Annotated in this window: 16 protein-coding genes and 1 tRNA gene; 9 read left to right on the plus strand and 8 right to left on the minus strand. The window is 64.5% G+C overall.

What is annotated here, in order from left to right; translation table 11 throughout:
• The first annotated feature begins 96 nt into the window (after positions 1-96).
• On the plus strand, positions 97-366 hold the full coding sequence (locus tag FJW10_RS18120) for a hypothetical protein (RefSeq protein WP_140901116.1): 270 nt from the start codon (positions 97-99) through the stop codon (positions 364-366).
• Here FJW10_RS18120 and FJW10_RS18125 read toward each other — a convergent pair.
• From FJW10_RS18125 to FJW10_RS18135, 3 genes are all read right to left on the minus strand, one after another.
• The gene (locus FJW10_RS18125) at positions 341-871 is read right to left on the minus strand and encodes a dihydrofolate reductase family protein (protein WP_140901117.1); all 531 of its coding nucleotides are present in this window, start codon (positions 869-871) and stop codon (positions 341-343) included. The two genes, FJW10_RS18120 and FJW10_RS18125, sit on opposite strands and share 26 nt — an antisense overlap.
• 363 nt (positions 872-1,234) lie before the next feature.
• Positions 1,235-1,311: transfer RNA gene (locus tag FJW10_RS18130), tRNA-Arg, on the minus strand.
• A 188-nt stretch (positions 1,312-1,499) separates the two neighbouring features.
• Entirely contained in the window at positions 1,500-2,990 is a 1,491-nt protein-coding gene (locus FJW10_RS18135; RefSeq protein ID WP_140834459.1) for a HAMP domain-containing sensor histidine kinase, read from the minus strand.
• Between the two features lie 255 nt (positions 2,991-3,245).
• Between FJW10_RS18135 and rpmH the strand changes: the two genes are divergently transcribed.
• The 3 genes from rpmH to yidC are packed head-to-tail and all read left to right on the plus strand — an operon-like array spanning position 3,246 to position 5,582.
• The gene (gene rpmH, locus FJW10_RS18140) at positions 3,246-3,380 is read left to right on the plus strand and encodes a 50S ribosomal protein L34 (protein WP_008833937.1); all 135 of its coding nucleotides are present in this window, start codon (positions 3,246-3,248) and stop codon (positions 3,378-3,380) included.
• 16 nt (positions 3,381-3,396) lie between these two features.
• Complete coding sequence (gene rnpA, locus FJW10_RS18145; RefSeq protein ID WP_140834461.1) at positions 3,397-3,747, plus strand: ribonuclease P protein component; 351 nt, start codon at positions 3,397-3,399, stop codon at positions 3,745-3,747.
• 14 nt (positions 3,748-3,761) lie between these two features.
• A complete protein-coding gene (yidC, locus tag FJW10_RS18150; RefSeq protein ID WP_140834462.1) occupies positions 3,762-5,582 on the plus strand; it encodes a membrane protein insertase YidC in 1,821 nt (606 codons plus the stop codon).
• A 549-nt stretch (positions 5,583-6,131) separates the two neighbouring features.
• Here the strand turns inward: yidC and FJW10_RS18155 are convergent.
• The 3 genes from FJW10_RS18155 to FJW10_RS18165 are packed head-to-tail and all read right to left on the minus strand — an operon-like array spanning position 6,132 to position 9,416.
• Complete coding sequence (locus tag FJW10_RS18155; RefSeq protein ID WP_140901118.1) at positions 6,132-7,676, minus strand: DHA2 family efflux MFS transporter permease subunit; 1,545 nt, start codon at positions 7,674-7,676, stop codon at positions 6,132-6,134.
• Positions 7,673-8,959, minus strand: coding sequence for an HlyD family secretion protein (locus FJW10_RS18160; protein ID WP_140901119.1), 1,287 nt, complete (start codon positions 8,957-8,959; stop codon positions 7,673-7,675). The genes FJW10_RS18155 and FJW10_RS18160 overlap by 4 nt, the downstream gene beginning before the upstream one ends.
• A complete protein-coding gene (locus tag FJW10_RS18165; protein ID WP_140901120.1) occupies positions 8,952-9,416 on the minus strand; it encodes a MarR family transcriptional regulator in 465 nt (154 codons plus the stop codon). The genes FJW10_RS18160 and FJW10_RS18165 overlap by 8 nt, the downstream gene beginning before the upstream one ends.
• A gap of 166 nt (positions 9,417-9,582) precedes the next feature.
• Between FJW10_RS18165 and FJW10_RS18170 the strand changes: the two genes are divergently transcribed.
• The 3 genes from FJW10_RS18170 to yihA all read left to right on the plus strand — a co-directional run bounded on the left by FJW10_RS18170 (position 9,583) and on the right by yihA (position 11,306).
• Positions 9,583-9,897 (plus strand): hypothetical protein, encoded by a 315-nt coding sequence (locus tag FJW10_RS18170; RefSeq protein WP_140708575.1) that lies wholly within the window; start codon positions 9,583-9,585, stop codon positions 9,895-9,897.
• An 87-nt stretch (positions 9,898-9,984) separates the two neighbouring features.
• Positions 9,985-10,623 carry a CatB-related O-acetyltransferase gene (locus FJW10_RS18175; RefSeq protein WP_140901121.1) on the plus strand — a complete coding sequence of 213 codons (639 nt, stop codon included), beginning with the start codon at positions 9,985-9,987 and terminating at the stop codon, positions 10,621-10,623.
• Positions 10,624-10,637: 14 nt separating this feature from the next.
• A complete protein-coding gene (gene yihA / locus FJW10_RS18180) occupies positions 10,638-11,306 on the plus strand; it encodes a ribosome biogenesis GTP-binding protein YihA/YsxC (protein ID WP_140901122.1) in 669 nt (222 codons plus the stop codon).
• A gap of 104 nt (positions 11,307-11,410) precedes the next feature.
• Here the strand turns inward: yihA and FJW10_RS18185 are convergent, their stop codons facing one another.
• Both FJW10_RS18185 and FJW10_RS18190 read right to left on the minus strand, forming a co-directional pair.
• Entirely contained in the window at positions 11,411-13,861 is a 2,451-nt protein-coding gene (locus tag FJW10_RS18185; protein ID WP_140901123.1) for a DNA translocase FtsK, read from the minus strand.
• Positions 13,862-14,082: 221 nt separating this feature from the next.
• Positions 14,083-14,781, minus strand: a complete 699-nt coding sequence (locus tag FJW10_RS18190; RefSeq protein ID WP_140901124.1) for a TetR/AcrR family transcriptional regulator — start codon at positions 14,779-14,781, stop codon at positions 14,083-14,085.
• A 133-nt stretch (positions 14,782-14,914) separates the two neighbouring features.
• Between FJW10_RS18190 and FJW10_RS18195 the strand changes: the two genes are divergently transcribed.
• Positions 14,915-16,108, plus strand: a complete 1,194-nt coding sequence (locus FJW10_RS18195) for an HlyD family secretion protein (protein WP_140834480.1) — start codon at positions 14,915-14,917, stop codon at positions 16,106-16,108.
• Between the two features lie 118 nt (positions 16,109-16,226).
• Positions 16,227-17,840 (plus strand): DHA2 family efflux MFS transporter permease subunit, encoded by a 1,614-nt coding sequence (locus FJW10_RS18200; protein WP_140901125.1) that lies wholly within the window; start codon positions 16,227-16,229, stop codon positions 17,838-17,840.
• Positions 17,841-17,933: the final 93 nt, after the last annotated feature.

Here is a 17,933-nt window from a genome sequence, read left to right on the forward strand (position 1 = left end):
TTCCGCCCTCGGGTCGATATCGGCGAGAGCGAGCCGACGAAGTGCCTCAACAATGGCTTATGGCTCAATCGCGATGGCGACCTACACCACGCTGCCATGCTGTCTTTTCACCGTGAGTTCGGTCAGGAAGCCGGAACCTGCGTCGAGATCGCCGTGCCGGCTGGCGAAGCCGGTCTGACGTTGGTGAGCCGCTGCTTCTCGGAGTTGGAGGCGACCGTCATGCGCAACGCCGCCACCAATGTGGCCGAAGTCGTCATCCCCGATTCCGGCCACTGGTTGATGGAAGAGGCTACCCAGCCGACGATGGGCGCGGTGCAAGGGTTTTCTGTCTCGATCGCGATCAGGCAGGGCCGTAGGTCAGCCTGATCACATCCTCGTCGATCCGATCATGAGCCACGAGGCGGAGCCGCGGCCGGGGTCCGGCGAAATATGGCTTGCCGTGACCAAGCACGACGGGGTGCAGGTAGATGCGATACTCGTCGATCAAGCCAAGCTCGGTCAGGCTTCGCGCCAGATCCGGACCAGCGACTTCGATTTCGCCGTCGCGCTCGGCCTTCAGCTTTCGGATCGCGCCCTCAAGATCGTCCTCGACAAGCCTGGCATTGGGGCCGACAGACTTCTGCGAACGCGAGACGACCCATTTCGGCTGGCTCCGCCATGCCGTCGCGAAGGCCCGTTGGTCCGCATCCCATTCGGGATGATCGTCGTCCCAGTAACGCATGATCTCATACATGCGGCGACCGTAGACGCTGCCGGCCTGTCCGCGCGCCTCCTCGATGAAATGGCGAAAGAGCGTGGGACTTGGCGCGAACTCCATGTGATCGACGTAGCCATCCAGCGACTGGTTCATTCCGAACACGAGCTTGGCCATTGCCTGTTCCTCAAATGGCATTCCCGCAATCTGATTGCGTTATGCAATCGGTTATAAGCTAGGTCGGCCGATTTTGTTTCGCAATTGTTTTTTCGAAGCGCGTGAGCGCCTTCGACGGCGCGTCGATCGCTGCTTTCCTGTTCATTCGCCGATATAGGCCGCCAACTTATCAGGCGTCCCCTTGGGAAGGCCCGTTTCAGATAATCGAGGAATGCCTATACCCGAGCGCTTAGCAGGCGCCACGCGGCCGCGATCTGGTCGGATGTCCTGGGCCGCGAGCGCTTGGTCAAGGTCCGGGCTGCCAGTTGCACTCCTATCGCGACTTCGCGACCGAGACTTCTGCCTAACGGCCGGAGCGTAGTTTGGCGCGCCCGAAGAGATTCGAACTCCTGACCCCCAGATTCGTAGTCTGGTGCTCTATCCAGCTGAGCTACGGGCGCGCAACAGGCCGTGCATGACACAGGCCCCGCGATCCGGTCGAGACGGCCGGCCGCGATGTGGAGTGTTCCCTAACGACTGAATTCGCGAAAAGCAAGTCGATCCGGCAAAAGTTTTGTCGCAGGCGGTTTTGCCGGCTTTGATCGAGGCCCGCCGCCGCCGACAGGCGGCTCAGCCGGAGGTGGCAACCTCAAGCCGGACGGCGCAGGCCGTTGCGCGCCTGGTCGAGCCGGACAGGCTGGTCGGGGATGGTGACGGCGAAGACGGTGCGGCCGCCGATCGATTCGACGAGCTCGACGGTGCCGCCATGGGCGCGGGTCAGCTCATGCGCGATCGCCAGGCCGAGGCCGGTGCCGCCGCTGCGGGCCGAGCCGCGGAAGGCGGCGAACAGGTTCTCGCGCGCCTTGGGCGGCAGGCCGGGGCCGGTGTCGGTGACGGTGATGCGGCTGACGCTGCCATGGCGCTCGGCCGCGACCGCCAGCCGGCGCACCACCGCGCTTTCGGTGTCGGCGGCCATCGCCTGAATGGAGTTGCGGCAGAGATTGGTGAGCACGCGGAAGAGATGGTCGGAATCGGCGTCGACCTCGAAGGCGAGCTCGACGCCGTTGATGAATTCGATGCCCTCTTCGATGTCGAGCAGGCCGTGCACGTCGTCGACCAGCTGGCGCAGCCTGAGCCGCCGGCGCGACGGCGCCGGTTCCTGCGTGCGGCCGTAGTGAAGCACGCCTTCGGAATAGGAGACGGCGCGGTCGAGGGCGCGCAGAAGCTTCGGCGCGAAGGCCTGCACGGTCGGGTCCTTCACCAGGCGCAGGCGGTCCGACATCAGTTGCGCCGACGCCAGGATGTTGCGCATGTCGTGGTTGATCTTGGAGACGGCCAGGCCGAGATCGGCGAGATGCTTCTGCTCCGACAGCATCTTCTGCAGCCGGTCCTGCATCTGCGACAGCTCGCGCTCGGCCACGCCGATCTCGTCGGCGCGGTCGGCGGGGCGGATGACGCGGCCGGGATCGTCGGGCGCCTCGGAGAAGGCCAGGATCGAGCGTGTCATGGTGCGGATCGGCCCGATCATGATCAGGTCGATCGCCGCATAGACCAGCATGGCGGTGAACAGCGAAATCAGCAGCGAGACGACGGCGACGTTGCGCGAATATCGAAGCATGGCGTCGCGCAGCCTGTAGTCCGGCATGATCAGCTCGAATTCCTTATCGCTGTCGCCGACGGGGCCGAAGACCCGCAGCATGCGCTTGCCGCCGAAGAACAGCGTGTCGAGCGCGCCGGTCATGCCGTTGACCAGGCCGACATCGGCGATGTCGATATGCTCGTCGACCTGGGGCGGCATGTCGGAAACGACGAGCAGCCGCGAGACGCCGCCGTCGCGCACCGCGATCGCCTTGGCGCCGATCGCCATCAGCACGTCGTTCTGGGCGTTATGCGACAGCGCGTTCGGCTCGCCCTGCAAGAGCACGATCGACACGGCGGCGGCGGTGCTCAACCGCTCCTTCAGCCAATTGACCCGGTAGCTGGCGATCCAGGGCAGGAAGATCAGGATTTCAGCCAAAAGCACGAAGGCGATGGTGAGGAAGAGGAGCTTGGTCGACAGGCCGCGCGACAGCGGCACCCGGCGCGTCGAATTCGCCGCCGGCCTTGCCTTCTCGTTCGTGGGCAGAGTTTCACTCGTCATCGACGCGCATTCACAAAGGCTTGATCGGCCAAGTTTATGCGATTTGCGGCTTTTTTGCCAATTTCAACCTTGGTCCAGCAAAAATGCTCTCGGGGGCACCCCGGATTGACTTCCCAAAACCTTCTTCCTATAAGCCCGCTCACGCTCGGGCCATTCGTCCCGGCGCGGTTTCGATCGCGCCTAAGCCGGCCCGGCAAAGCTCCTGTTACAGAGTGACAGAATCAAGAAGGGCCGCACCCCGCGGTATTAAAACAAATGAAGCGTACCTACCAACCGTCCAAGCTCGTCCGTAAGCGCCGGCATGGTTTCCGTGCCCGCATGGCCACCAAGGGTGGCCGTGGCGTCGTTGCTGCCCGCCGCAATCGCGGCCGCAAGCGGCTCAGCGCCTGAACGAAAGACGAGATCGTTGCCCGCAACCGGCAAGCCAAAGGGGACCCCCGGGCGGCTTCTGAAACGCGCGGAATTCCTGGCTGTGCGCGGCGGCGAGAAACGCCGCGGGCGGCTTTTTCTCGTTGAAGTTCTCGACCGCGGCGATGACCTCGCGCCGCGCGTCGGCTACACCGTCACCAAGAAGGTCGGCAACGCCGTGGTGCGCAACCGCGTCCGGCGGCGGCTGAGGGAAGCCGTGCGCGTCCATGCCGCCGATGACATGGCGCCCGGCAATGATTATGTCATCGTCGGGCGTGAAGACGTGCTTGCCACCCCGTTCGGCCAGTTGAAGGCCGAGCTTTCCCGCCGGCTGCGCGGAACACGATAGGCCAAGGGCTTTCGATGGAAAACAATCGTAATTTCTTCATCACCATCGCGCTGTCGGTGCTGATCCTGACCCTCTGGCAGGTGTTCTACATGAACCCGAAGATGGAGCAGCAGCGCGAGCAAGCCCGCATCGAGCAGCAGCGCGTCGAGGCGCAGAAGAAGGAAGCGGGCGGCGGCGCCAACTCCGGCGCGGCCGGAACGCCGGCTCCCACCGCCGGCGCGATCCCCAACGCGCCCGGCGGCGATACGGTGACGGCGGCCAGCCGCGACCAGGCTGTTGCCGCGACCAAGCGCGTCAAGATCGACACGCCCAGCCTCGAGGGTTCGATCAACCTGACCGGCGCACGCCTCGACGACCTTAGGCTCAAGCACTATACCGAGACGGTCGACAAGAACTCGCCCGAGATCCAGCTTCTCAACCCGCAGGCGCTGCCTACCGGCTATTTCGCCGAGATCGGTTTCGTCGGCAGCGACAAGACCGGCGCGGTGCCGAGTTCGGACACGGTGTGGAGCGTCGAAGGCAATCCGACGCTGACCCCGTCGACGCCGGTGACGCTCACCTACACCAACGACAAGGGCCTGACCTTCAAGCGCACCATCTCGGTCGACAACGACTACATGTTCACCGTTTCCGACACGGTGCAGAATTCGGGAAGCGCAGCCGTCAGCCTGTTCAACTACGGCCGCGTCACGCGCTACGACAAGCCGGCCGTCGCCAGCACCTATGTGCTGCATGAAGGCCTGATCGGCGTCACCGGCTCCGAAGGGCTGACGGAATACAAATACACGGCCATCGAAAAGGACAAGGAAGTCAAGCCGGGCAAGTCGACAGACGGCTGGCTCGGCATCACCGACAAATACTGGGCCGTCACCCTGGTACCCACCGAAAAGCAGCCCTTCCAGCCGCGCTATGGCTACTTCGAGGACGGGCGCCACCGCTATCAATCCGACTTCCTCACCGATGCGATCAATGTCGATGCCGGCCAGACCGCGACTGTCGAGACGGAGATTTTCGCCGGCGCCAAGGAAGTCGCCAAGATCAACGCTTATGAGGCTGACCGTCACATTCGCCAGTTCAATTTGTTGATCGACTGGGGCTGGTTCTATTTCATCACCAAGCCGATGTTCTGGCTGATCGACACGCTCTACAAATTCTTCGGCAATTTCGGGCTGGCGATCCTCGCCACCACCGTCGTCGTCAAGGCCATCTTCTTCCCGCTGGCGAACAAGTCCTACGCCTCGATGGCGAACATGAAGAAGGTGCAGCCGAAGATGGTCGAGATCCGCGAGAAATACGCGGACGACAAGATGAAGCAGCAGCAGGCGATGATGGAGCTCTACAAGACCGAGAAGATCAATCCGCTCGCCGGCTGCTGGCCGGTGGCGCTGCAGATCCCGGTCTTCTTCTCACTCTACAAGGTGCTCTACATCACCATCGAGATGCGGCACGCGCCGTTCTTCGGCTGGATCCACGACCTTGCGGCGCCCGATCCGACGTCGATCTTCAACCTGTTCGGCCTGCTGCCCTTCGCGGCGCCCGCATTCCTGCCGCATATGGGCGCCTGGGCGGTGGTCATGGGCATCACCATGTTCCTGCAGATGCGCATGAACCCGGCGCCGCCGGACCCGACGCAGGCGGCGATCTTCACCTGGATGCCGGTGATCTTCACCTTCATGATGGGCTCGTTCCCGGCCGGCCTCGTCATCTACTGGGCCTGGAACAACACGCTGTCGATCCTGCAGCAGGGCGTCATCATGAAGCGCCAGGGCGCCAAGATCGAGTTGTGGGACAATCTGGCGGCGCTGTTCCGCAAGAAACCATCGCCGGCGGAATAGAAGGCGCCACGGGTTACAGATCAAACCCCGGCTTTGGCCGGGGTTTTTTTGTTGGAGATGCCGACGGGACAGCGCCAACCTTCGCGATTGGCCGTGTCCCTCTTCCCGGTCGTCATTCCAGGGTGGAGCAAGGAGCGAAGCGACGCGCGCAGACCCTGGAATCCGTGCCGTTACGCTAAGGCGTTGCAACGGTTACAGAATTCTGCACCGTCACACTCTGCAGCAAAGGTCACGGAATGGATCCTCGGGTCAAGCCCGAGGATGACGACGTCACGGGGTTTCGGCCAATCTCCAACGTCGGCACCAGCAGCGCCCGCGCCAACCTTCGCGATTGGCCGTGGCCCTCTTCCCGGTCGTCATTCCAGGGCGGAGCAAGGAGCGAAGCGACGCGCGCAGACCCTGGAATCCATGCCGTTACGCTAAGGCGTTGCAACGGTTACAGAATTCTGCTCCGTTGCGCCCTACGGCAAGGGTCGCGGCATGGATACTCGGGTCAAGCCCGAGGATGACGACGTCGCGGCGGCCGGATGGCCGAGCTGGGCGGACGCCTCACTCCATAACAGCGCTGTGATCGATCTTGGCCGGCGTGCCCGGCTTGCGCAGCAGAAGCACCAGCGGGATGGCGGCTAAAGACAGGATCATCATCAGCTTGAAGTCGTCGACATAGCTGATGATCGTCGCCTGCAGCGTGACTAGGCCATCGAGCGCGGCGCGGCCGGCGGCGGTGTAGGGGCTCAGCGCCTGCGAGACAGCCGGATCGCTGAAGGCAGGATTGTACGGCGTCACATAGGTGGCGATGTTGGCGTGGTTGATCTGCTGGTTCTGCGTCAGCAACGCCGTGACCACCGAGATACCGACGCTGGAGCCGATGTTGCGCGACAGATTGTAGAGGCCGGTGCCTTCGGAGCGCCGCTCCGGCGCCAGCGTGGCGAAAGTGATGGTGGTGAGCGGCACGAACAGGAAGCCCAAGCCGGCGCCCTGGATGAAGCCGGTGCTGATGATCGTCCATTGCGAGACGTCCGGCGTCCATCCGGTCATGTCGTACATCGCCCAGGCGGTGATCGCGAGGCCGATGAACAGCAGCCAGCGTGTGTCGACCTTGCCGACCAGCCTGCCGACGATGAACATGCAGGCCATTGTGCCGAGGCCGCGCGGCCCCATGACGATGCCGGCCGTCACCACCGGATAGCCCATCAGCGTCTGCAGGTAAGGCGTCATCAGCGCCAGCGAGGCGAGATAGGTGATGCCGATGATGAAGATGAACACCATGCCGACGGCGAAGTTGCGGTCGAGGAACAGCCGCGGGTTCACGAAGGTGTCGCGCGCGGTGAAAGTATGGACGATGAAGATGTAGAAGGCCGAGGCGCAGACCAGGGCCTCGACGATGATCTCGGCCGAAGAGAACCAGTTGAGCTGCTCGCCGCGGTCGAGGAACATCTGCAGCGAGGCGATGGCGATCGAGAGCATGCCGAAGCCCAGCCAGTCGAGCCTGGCCTTGAGGTCGAGCTTGGTTTCCTGGACGAACATCGAGACGCCGGCGAAGGCCAGCGCGCCGATCGGCACGTTGATGTAGAAGACCCAGCGCCAGGAGACGTTCTCGGTCAGCCAGCCGCCGATGACCGGGCCAAGCACCGGACCGACCATGACCGAGACGCCGAACAGCGCCATGGCCGAGCCGCGCTCCTCGACGCTGTAGATGTCGAGCAGGATCGACTGCGACAGCGGCACGAGCGCCGCGCCGAACAGGCCCTGCAGCAGGCGGAAGCCGACGATCTGCGGCAGCGACTGGGCGAAACCGCACAGCACCGAGGCCACCACGAAGCCGGTGATCGCCACCAAAAGGATGCGCTTGCGGCCGAAGCGGTTGGCGAGATAGCCGGATGGCGGCGTCATCACCGCGGCGGCGACGATATAGGAAGTGAGCACCCAGTTGATCTGGTCGGCGCTCGCCGAGACGCTGCCCTGGATATAGGGCAGCGCGACGTTGGCGATGGTGGTGTCCAGCGCCTGCATGATGACCGCCAGGATCACGCAAGCGGTGATGGCGCCGCGATTGGCGACCACGGGCGCGCCTGTCGCGGAAGCCGTTGTCATGACTTTGGTCCGGATTGCTTGAAGAGGTTGGTGATGAAATCCGGCAGGCCGCGGGCGTGACCGGTGTCGATGCTGACGACGGCGCTCATGCCGCCGCGCAGCGGCGGCTTGCCGTCCGGATCGTCGATCGTCACCCGCATCGGGATGCGCTGCACGACCTTGACCCAGTTACCGCTGGTGTTCTGCGCCGGCAGCAGCGAGAAGCTGGACGAGGAAGCGGGGCTGATCGAGCCGACGGTGCCGTGCCAGACCTGGCCCGGATAGCCGTCGATGCTGATCGTCGCCGTCTGGCCGGGACGCACATAGGTGAGCTCGGTTTCCTTGGGCTCGGCCGCGATCCAGATGTCGGTCGACGACACCAGGCTGAAGGCCGGCTGCGAGGCCGGCAGGTACTTGCCGACCTGCAGCGCGTCGACATTGGTGACGATGCCGTCGAACGGCGCCTTGACGACGGAATCGTTCAGGTTGCGCTGCGCGTCGTCCACCGCCGACTGGGCCTGCAGGTAGAACGGGTTCTGCTCGACCGGCTGGCCGGCGTCGCCGCCGAGCTGGGCAAGCATCGCCTGCGCCTGCGCCTTGGCGACGGTCACTTTCTGGCGGGCCGCAACGAGATCGTGCTGGGCGCTGTCGAAGGTCGCCTTGGAGGCGGTCGAGGTCTTGAGCAGGTCCTGCTGACGCTGGAAGGCGGACTCGTAATAGGGGATGTCCGCTTGCGCCTGGTCGATCGACGCGAGCGACTGCTGGTAGCTTGCCTGCAACGTCAGCACCTGGTTGCGCACGGTGCCGAGCTGCGCCTTGGCGCCCGCCAGCGCGGTTTCGAAGGAGGCGGGCCGCAGCCGGAACAGCACATCGCCCTTCTTCACCGCCTGGTTGTCGTGCACGTCGATCTCCTGCACGGTGCCGGAGACGTCGGTCGAGACGCCGAGCGATTGCGCCTGGATATAGGCGTTGTCGGTGGTCATGATCTGGCCGCCAATGACGTAGTAGTAGCCGCCGGCCACCAGCGCGACGGGCAGCAGCGCAAACAGGATCGGCCGCGTCAGGCTGCGGCGCGGCTTTACGGGAGCGGGCGGAGCCACCGTGACGGCTGCCGGCTTCGGTTGGGCCGAGGGGGCCTCGGCTACCGGCTCCGGCGCCACGGGCGCTTCCAGCTCGTCGTCCTCGACGACAGGCGGGTTGGCGCGCCTCTGTTCACGCTGGCTGTCCAGGCTGATGACCTGGTCGCTTACTCTTTCGCCGACATTTTCCTCGTCGGGCTTTCTGGGTGAGGTTCCTTCAGACATGGACTTTCTCCCGGTCGACGGCCGGCTGGGCGCAGACCTCGAGCAGATTGGATTTGATCAGGCAAAGGGTTTGCAGCAGTTGCCGCTGCGCGTCCGAGGACAGGCCGGTGAAGGCCTCCTCGCGCGTGTTCCGGCCGTTGCTGCGCATCACTTCGATGAGCGGATGGGCCTTCGGGGTCAGATAGAGAAGCCACGCCCGGCGGTCGGCCGGATCGGGCCGACGCTCGATGAAGCCGCTCGCCTGCATCTTGTCGAGCAGCCTTGCCAGCGTGATCGGCATGATCTCGATGAGGTCGGCCAGCTTGTTCTGGTGGATGCCTTCATGCCGCGAAAGATAGGCGAGCACCTGCCACTGCGCGCGGGTCAGGCCAAAGGCGCGCGACCGCTGCTCGAATCGCTTCCTGAGCAGGCGCGCGACATCGTGCAGCACGAAGCTGATATTGGGCGAGGTGGACATGGGAGGGCTTCGGAGTCTGCGGACAAACTTTCGTGAGCATGCTTATTATCATCATGCACATAATCCTGCTGGACGCGGAGCGCAAGACCGACTAAGGCGCTTGGTAAAAATATCGCATAGGCCAGAACCCGGCCGGACCGGCCCGGTTTGCGGCAAGGACAAGACGATGAACCGGCTCAAGATCATCATGCTGGCGCTGCTGGCGGGATATGCTTTTCCAGCCGCCGCGAAGGACGCGGTGAGTTGCGGCGGAGCGGCGATGCTGGGTGGCGCGCAGCTCAATTGCAGCCACGTGCAACCCAAGGCGCCGCCGCAATTCTGCACCTTCAGCTGGGCGCTGCACACGACGACCGGCGAGCAGAAAATCGTCGAAGGCAGCTTCTCGCTGCCGCCCGGAGCCTCGAACGTCCAGGTCTACCAGGGCAGCGGTTTCGACAGCGCCCTTTCCAACCCGATCGTGATCTGCCGCGGCAACCATTGAACGGTTGGCGCTGCGGAACAGATCACGTTAGTTTGATCGCGCGCGGGTGCCGTCGACCGCGCCCAAACACGCCTGCAAAGGACCGCGATGACCGGACCCAACCCCAACATCAAGCATCCGATTGCGATGCATCCGCGCGTCGGCTTCCTGAAGGGGCTGGTGAGCGCGCCGAATATCGAGATCGGCGACTTCACCTATTACGACGACCCCGAAGGTCCCGACAAATTCGCCGAGAAATGCGTGCTGCATCACTACGACTTCATCGGCGACCGGCTGGTGATCGGCAAGTTCTGCGCCATCGCCGAGGGCGCGCGCTTCATCATGAACGGAGCCAACCACGCCATGTCCGGCTTCTCGACCTATCCGTTCAACATCTTCGGCCATGGCTGGGAGGAGGGTTTCGACCCGCGGACGTGGTCGAACGAGATCCGCGGCGACACCGTCATCGGCAATGACGTGTGGATCGGCATGGACGCGGTGGTCATGCCGGGCGTCAAGATCGGCCACGGCGCCATCGTCGCCGCGAAATCGGTTGTCACGCACGACGTGCCGCCTTATGCGATCGTCGCCGGCAATGCGGCCAAGGTGGTGAAGATGCGCTTCGATGAATTCACGGTGCGGCGGCTTTTGACGGCAGCATGGTGGGACTGGCCGGTCGACAAGATCAGCCGCAACCTCGATGCCATCCGCGGCGCCGATATTTCCAGGCTGGAGGCGGCGGTTTGAACGCGCCCGAAAAAATGCCAAACGACAAGAGCACGAACGAAACGGCGATAAGCCCGGAGCTGTTCACCCGCGGCTGGATCTTCATCCGCGGCGTGCCGTCGATGAAGTTCCTGCCGCCGGAAGGACCGGCGGAGATCGCTTTCGCCGGACGCTCCAATGTCGGCAAGTCGTCGCTGATCAACGCGCTGGTTGGGCACAAGGGCCTGGCGCGGACGTCGAACACACCGGGGCGCACGCAGGAGCTCAACTATTTCGTGCCCGACGGCTTTTCCGGCGAGGGCGCCGACCTGCCGCCGATGGCGCTGGTCGACATGCCGGGCTACGGCTATGCCAGCGCGCCGAAGGACAAGGTCGATGAGTGGACGAAACTCATCTACGAGTATCTGCAGGGCCGCGTGACGCTGAAGCGCGTCTATGTGCTGATCGACGCGCGCCACGGCATCAAGGCCAAGGACGAGGAAGTGCTGACCCTGCTCGACAAGGCGGCGGTATCCTATCAGGTGGTGCTGACCAAGACAGACAAGATCAAGGCCGCCGGCGTGCCGAGGTTGATCGAGGAGACGCTGGCCAAGATCAAGAAGCGGCCGGCGGCGTTCCCGGTAGTGCTGGCCACCTCGTCGGAAAAAGCCGCCGGGCTGGACGAGCTGCGCGCGGCCATCGCCCTGGTGGCGAACGGCGGCTGACGCCGCCTTTTGTTTTGACGCAATTCCGGACGGAGGGCTACGGCGAAGTCGCCGAGCCTGAACGCTGCACACTTTTCCTGGAATTGCTCTGTCGCCGCCAGCCGTCAATCCATCCCTTCGCGCTCCGGCTCACGGTCGCGCCGGCCGGTGAGGATTTCGCGCTTGCCGACATGGTTGGGGGCGCCGACCAGCCCTTCCTTCTCCATGCGCTCGACCAGCGAGGCGGCGCGGTTGTAGCCGACACCGAGGCGGCGCTGGATGTAGGAGGTCGAGCACTTCTTGTCGCGCTTGACCACCTTGATCGCTTCCTCATAGAGCGCGTCGCCATCCTCCTCGGCGATCGCGCTTTTGTCGAAGACCGGACCGGCGTCGGCGGCTTCCTCGGCTTCCTCCTCGTCGGCGGTGACGGTGTCGAGATATTCGGGACGTCCCTGAGCCTTGAGATGCGCCACGACCTGCTCGACCTCCAGGTCGGACACGAACGGGCCATGCACGCGCGAAATGCGCCCGCCGCCGGCCATGTGCAGCATGTCGCCCTGGCCGAGCAATTGCTCTGCGCCCTGCTCGCCGAGGATGGTGCGGCTATCGATCTTCGACGTCACCTGGAAGGAGATGCGGGTCGGAAAATTGGCTTTGATCGTGCCGGTGATGACGTCGACGGACGGGCGCTGCGTGGCCATGATCAAATGGATGCCGGCGGCGCGCGCCATCTGCGCCAGCCGCTGGATGGCGCCTTCGATCTCCTTGCCGGCGACCATCATCAGATCGGCCATCTCATCGACGATGATGACGATGTAGGGCATGGGCGCGAGGTCGATCGCGCGCTCCTCGAACAGCGGCTCGCCCGTGCCTTTCTCGAAGCCTGCCTGCACCTGCATGGTCACGACCTCGCCCTTGTCGCGGGCGCTTGCGGCGCGCTGGTTGTAGCCGTCGATGTTGCGCACGCCGAGGCGCGCCATCTTGCGGTAGCGGTCCTCCATTTCGCGCACCGCCCATTTGAGCGCCGTGACGGCCTTCTTGGGATCGGTAACGACCGGCGTAAGCAGATGCGGGATGCCGTCATAGACCGAAAGCTCCAGCATCTTGGGGTCGACCATGATGAGGCGGCATTCCTCAGGCTTCATCCGGTAGAGCAGCGACAGGATCATGGTGTTGATGGCGACCGACTTGCCGGAGCCGGTGGTGCCCGCCACCAGCAGATGCGGCATCTTGGCAAGCTCGGCGATGACCGGTTCGCCGCCGATCGTCTTGCCGAGGCCGAGCGCCAGCTTGCAGGAGGTGTTGCGGAAACCGGCCGATCCGATCAGCTCGCGGAAATAGACCGTCTCGCGCGTCTCGTTGGGCAGCTCGATGCCGATGACATTGCGGCCCGGCACCACGGCGACACGGGCCGAGATGGCCGACATCGAGCGGGCGATGTCGTCGGCCAGGCCGATGACGCGGCTGGATTTCACGCCCGGCGCCGGCTCGAACTCGTAGAGCGTGACGACCGGGCCGGGGCGGACATGGATGATCTCACCCTTGACGCCGAAATCCTCCAGCACGCTTTCGAGCAGGTCGGCGTTCTGCTCCATCCGCTCCTGCGACATATAGAAGCCCTGGCCCTCCGGCGGCATCTGCAGCAGATCCTCGGCGGGAAGCTCGTAGCCGGCCATCGCGGACAGCGGCACGACCTCGCCGGCCATGGGCAGCGAAGGCGCCCGCCTGGCCGTCCTTGCACTCGACGGGGCGGAAACCGGCACAGGCTCGGCAGCCGTCGGCTGGACGGACGCGACGGCCGGCGTCGAAGCAGGGCCAGCACCTGTCGTGTTGGAGCGCCATTCGATGACCCGGTAAAACGACGTCGCCTCGCTCATGAAGGGAGCATGGGCTTGGCTTGACTGGGCCGCCGGACGATGCGCCGGCATCGGCTTGATCGGCGGTTGCGCCGAGACGGCCGGCGCCTGACCGGCTTCGTTCAAACGCGCCCGCGCCAGGCGCTCGGCGAGGAAGGGCATGCCGAATTCGAAAAAGGCATGATCGGAAAGATAGGACCAGCGCAATCCGCTTGGGCGCGGTTTTGGCGTCGGAGCGGCAGCCTGGGAGGGCGCCGCGGCGGGCGTGACGGCAGAAGGTGCGCGCACCGGTTTGGCCTGTGCCGGCGCCGCGGCGCGGGCCGCGGACATGGCGGGAATCGCGCGGACTGGATTGGTGGCCGCCGGGGCCGGCGTCGCGGGCCGGACGGGCTCGGATACCTTGCCGTGCGCGGCATCTTCCACCTGCGGGGCGCGCCTGGAGAGATCGGTGTCCGGCGTGCGGGTGAACCGCACATTGGGCGCAAGGAAGAAATAGTCCTGCCATGCCGGGCGGCTGAACTCGCCGCCATCGGCCGATTCGGAAGTGGCGCGAGCCGCGTCCGCTTCGCCTGCCGGCGCAACGCGCAACGCGACCACCTGCCCCGGTTGCGCCCGCGGCTGCGAGATCCCGCCACGGCGCCCGTCCGCGCCGTGATCGTCTTCGCCGTCATAGGCGGAAGCGCCGGAAAGATTGGCACGGGGAAAACGCATGGATGTCATTCTCGAGACTCGCCGATTGAACGTCTCCCGAGACATAGGAAGCGATGGTTAACAGGTCCTTCCGAAACTGCCTGCCGGACGATGCCGATCGATATTTTGAGAGGGCCAGTGGACGATCTCGACAACGTCGCGTTCAGCCGCCATTGCGCGCGCCCTCAAGGACGCGGCGAGGCCCTTCAGCCTTGCTTCGCACGCTTTGGGATCCACGTGCCCCGGGGCAGTCAGGCCGATTGCAACGCCTTTTCCTCGGCGAAAAATTTTTCCGTGGCGTAGGCCTTGAGGAAGACGTCGACACCGGAGGTCACGATGTGCTCGATCTCCACCTGGCTCGGCGCCTTGGTGCGGTAGGAAAAGATGCACTGGCGGAACAGGCCGGCGAGACAGAGCTCGGTGAACTGATAGGCGGCAAGGTCGACATCGTCGATCTTGAGCAGGCCGCGTTCGACGGCTTCAATAAGGAAAGCCACGACCTTGTCGTGGCCGCGCTTCGGGCCGCGCTCGTAGAAGCGCGCGCCGAGCTCGGGTATCCTGTCGGACGCGCCGACCACCGTGCGCTGGGCCTGGATGACCTTGGCCGAGGTGATCTTGACGGAAAGCACGGTGCCAAACTTCACCAGCGTCTTGCGCAGGTCATCGAAGTGGTCGAGCACCTCATACATATTCTTGAAGATGGTGCCGCGCTCTTCCTCGATGAGAGCCTCGAACAGCTCTTCCTTGTTCTCGAAATAGACGTAGATCGTGCCTTTGGAGACGCCTGCCTCGCGCGTGATGTCGTTCATCGAGGCGGCTTCAAAACCCTTGTCTATGAAGACGCGGCGGGCGCCCTCGATGATCTGGGCCCGTTTTACAGGATCCTGCCCGGCCGCCGGACGGCCCTTGCGTAAGTCGAGCAGATCGCTATCGGCTGTCGTTTCGACCATGGAAGTCATTCCTTAGAAAATATTTCGAACCGCTCGGTTCGATTTCCTCTTGATATGGTCCTCTTTCCGCGCTATGTCAACGGCGAATTCGAACCGAACGGTTCAGTCTGACTGACATTCCAGAGAGATCGCCATGTCCTCGAACGCGCCCGCCACCGCCGAAGTCCGCACGTTTCCCAACGCCAAGGTCCAGCCCTCGACCGAAGCCCCGGAAGCGCCTGTCCAGCCCGTCACTCCGGTTGCGCCTCCCGCGGCCGACGCGCCGGCCAAGAAGAAGCGTTCGGTGCGCTCTTTCCTTCTACCGATCATCGGCCTTGCCCTCCTAGGCGCCGGTTCCTGGTACGGATACGACTATTGGACCGACGGCCGGTTCATGATCGCCACCGACGACGCCTATGTCCAGGCCGATATGTCGTTCGTATCGCCGAAAATATCCGGTTACATCGACAAGGTGCTGGTGAGCGAGAACCAGCAGGTCAAGGCCGGCGATCCGCTGTTCGTCATCGACAATGGCGACTACAAGATCGCGGTCGCCCAGGCCGAGGCGCAGATCGCCACATTGAGCAAGACGCTCGACCGCATCGACGCCCAGACCAAGGCGGCCCAGGCCTCGCTGTCGCAGGCCGAGGCGCAGAAGGTCGCGGACCAGGCCGCCGCCGACAATGCGGCGCGCGCCCAGGTGCGCGCCGCGCAGCTGCTCAAGACCCATGTCGGCACGCAGGCCCAGCTCGACGACGCCCAGACCGCGCTCGACCAGGCCAAGGCGGCGCTTGTCGGCGCCGACGCCCAGATCGCCGCGGCGCAGGCCAATATCGGCGTTCTGGAAGCGCAGCGCGCGGAATCGGCCTCGACGCTCGCCTCGCTGCAACTCACACGCGACAAGGCCCAACGCGACCTGTCCTTCACCGTGCTGAAGGCGCCCTATGACGGCGTCGTCGGCAACCGCTCGGTCGAGCAGGGCGACCTCGTCAGCCCCGGCCAGAAGCTCGCCGTCGTCGTGCCGATGGACAAGCTCTACATCGTCGGCAACTTCAAGGAGACGCAGCTTGGCCGCATGGTGCCCGGCGAGAAGGTCCGCATCACCGTCGACGCGATCGACGGCCAGACCTTCGAGGGCACCGTATCTTCGCTGGCGCCGGCTTCGGGCGCGGTGTTCTCGCTGCTGCCGCCGGAAAACGCCACCGGCAACTTCACCAAGGTGGTGCAGCGCGTGCCCGTGCGCATCGACGTGCCGGCCGACGTCTTGAAGACCGGCAAGCTGCGCGCCGGCCTGAGCGTCGTCGTCGCGGTCGACAGCCGCACCGCGCCGGCCTCGACGACCAACTGATCGGCGGGCGGTTCGGTGGCCATTCGAGCGCCGAGCCGCCCAGCCTGCTTTATCCGTTTCGACGCAATTCGGGACCGCCACGCGCCTGTCCTCGAGAATTGCCTAGGGAGGCCATGACATGGCAACCGCAACCATCACCGCAGGATCAGCACCGGGACGTCCGGCCGCTGCCGCGCCGGCCCTGCCCGCGGACCATATGCCGGTACGCCGCGTCGTCGCCTTCCTGGCGATGGTGTTCGGCATGTTCATGGCGATCCTCGACATCCAGATCGTCTCGGCCTCGCTGTCGGAAATCCAGGCGGGCCTGAGCGCCAGCTCCGACGAGATCCCGTGGGTGCAGACCGCCTACCTGATCGCCGAGGTGGTGATGATCCCGCTGTCGGGCTTCCTCAGCCGCATGCTGTCGACGCGGGTGCTGTTCACCACCGCGGCCGCCGGCTTCACCGCGGCCAGCGCGCTGGCCGCCACCGCCACCAACATCGACCAGATGATCGTCTACCGCGCCATCCAGGGCTTCATCGGCGGCGGCATGATCCCCAGCGTGTTCGCGGCAGCCTTCACCATCTTCCCGCCCTCCAGGCGCGCCGTCGTCTCGCCGATGATCGGCCTGGTGGCGACGCTGGCGCCGACGATCGGCCCGACGGTGGGCGGCTATATCAGCCACGCCATGTCCTGGCACTGGCTGTTCCTGATCAATGTCGTGCCCGGCATCCTGGTGGCGACGGCGGCCTGGGCGCTGATCGATTTCGACAAGCCCAACCTGAAACTGTTCTCCAAGTTCGACTGGTGGGGCCTCGCCGGCATGGCCGCCTTCCTCGGCTGCATGGAATATGTGCTGGAGGAAGGTCCGAACCATGATTGGCTGCAGGAGCCGGCGGTGTTTGCCTGCGCCGTCATCATGACCATCGGCGGCATCATCTTCTTCTGGCGCGTCTTCACCGCCGAGGAGCCGATCGTCGACCTCCGGGCCTTCAGCAACGTCAACTTCGCTTTCGGCTCGCTATTCTCCTTCGTAGTCGGCATCGGCCTTTACGGGCTCACCTATCTCTATCCGGTGTTCCTCGGCCGTATCCGCGGCTACGATTCGATGATGATCGGCGAGGCGCTGTTCGTCAGCGGCCTGGCGATGTTCTTCACCGCGCCCGTTGCCGGCATCCTGTCGAACAAGATCGATCTCAGGCTGATGATGATGATCGGCTTCCTCGGCTTCGCCACCGGCACTTGGTGGATGACGCATCTCACCGCCGACTGGGATTTCTATGAGCTGTTGATCCCGCAGATCCTGCGCGGCTGCTCGATGATGCTGTGCATGGTGCCGATCAACAACATCGCGCTGGGCACCTTGCCGCCGGAACGGCTGAAGAATGCGTCGGGCCTGTTCAACCTGACCCGCAACCTCGGCGGCGCCGTCGGCCTCGCGCTCATCAACACGGTGCTGATAGACCGCAACGCCTTCCACTATGCGCGGCTCGCCGAGCATGTGCAGTGGGGCAGTCAGGCGGCGCAGGCCAAGCTGCAGAACATGACGCAGAATTTCGAGCAGACCGCCGGCCTCGACGCCACAAGTGCCGCGATCTCGAAACTGTCCGGCATGGTGCAGCAGCAGGCCGCGCTTTTGTCCTTCATGGACGTGTTCATGATGCTGACGGTGCTGTTCGCCTCGCTCGGATTCTTCGTGCTGTTCATCAACAAGCCGGCCCAGCAGGGCGGCGGTGGCGGCGGAGGCCATTGAGGAGCCGGAACCCCCGCCTGGCTTCCTCAACGCGTGACCCCGGAAATCGGCGACGATTTCCGGGGTCATTCTTTTCGGCAGGACTGGATTTGC

Origin of the sequence: Mesorhizobium sp. B4-1-1 (genome assembly GCF_006439375.1) — a bacterium.
GTDB lineage: Bacteria > Pseudomonadota > Alphaproteobacteria > Rhizobiales > Rhizobiaceae > Mesorhizobium.

Coding starts and splice junctions, on each gene's coding strand:
- FJW10_RS18120 (WP_140901116.1), top strand. CDS start 97: ATGCTGTCTTTTCACCGTGAGTTCGGTCAGGAAGCCGGAACCTGCGTC.
- FJW10_RS18125 (WP_140901117.1), bottom strand. CDS start 871: ATGGCCAAGCTCGTGTTCGGAATGAACCAGTCGCTGGATGGCTACGTC.
- FJW10_RS18135 (WP_140834459.1), bottom strand. CDS start 2,990: ATGACGAGTGAAACTCTGCCCACGAACGAGAAGGCAAGGCCGGCGGCG.
- rpmH (WP_008833937.1), top strand. CDS start 3,246: ATGAAGCGTACCTACCAACCGTCCAAGCTCGTCCGTAAGCGCCGGCAT.
- yidC (WP_140834462.1), top strand. CDS start 3,762: ATGGAAAACAATCGTAATTTCTTCATCACCATCGCGCTGTCGGTGCTG.
- FJW10_RS18155 (WP_140901118.1), bottom strand. CDS start 7,676: ATGACAACGGCTTCCGCGACAGGCGCGCCCGTGGTCGCCAATCGCGGC.
- FJW10_RS18160 (WP_140901119.1), bottom strand. CDS start 8,959: ATGTCTGAAGGAACCTCACCCAGAAAGCCCGACGAGGAAAATGTCGGC.
- FJW10_RS18165 (WP_140901120.1), bottom strand. CDS start 9,416: ATGTCCACCTCGCCCAATATCAGCTTCGTGCTGCACGATGTCGCGCGC.
- FJW10_RS18170 (WP_140708575.1), top strand. CDS start 9,583: ATGAACCGGCTCAAGATCATCATGCTGGCGCTGCTGGCGGGATATGCT.
- FJW10_RS18175 (WP_140901121.1), top strand. CDS start 9,985: ATGACCGGACCCAACCCCAACATCAAGCATCCGATTGCGATGCATCCG.
- yihA (WP_140901122.1), top strand. CDS start 10,638: ATGCCAAACGACAAGAGCACGAACGAAACGGCGATAAGCCCGGAGCTG.
- FJW10_RS18185 (WP_140901123.1), bottom strand. CDS start 13,861: ATGACATCCATGCGTTTTCCCCGTGCCAATCTTTCCGGCGCTTCCGCC.
- FJW10_RS18190 (WP_140901124.1), bottom strand. CDS start 14,781: ATGGTCGAAACGACAGCCGATAGCGATCTGCTCGACTTACGCAAGGGC.
- FJW10_RS18195 (WP_140834480.1), top strand. CDS start 14,915: ATGTCCTCGAACGCGCCCGCCACCGCCGAAGTCCGCACGTTTCCCAAC.
- FJW10_RS18200 (WP_140901125.1), top strand. CDS start 16,227: ATGGCAACCGCAACCATCACCGCAGGATCAGCACCGGGACGTCCGGCC.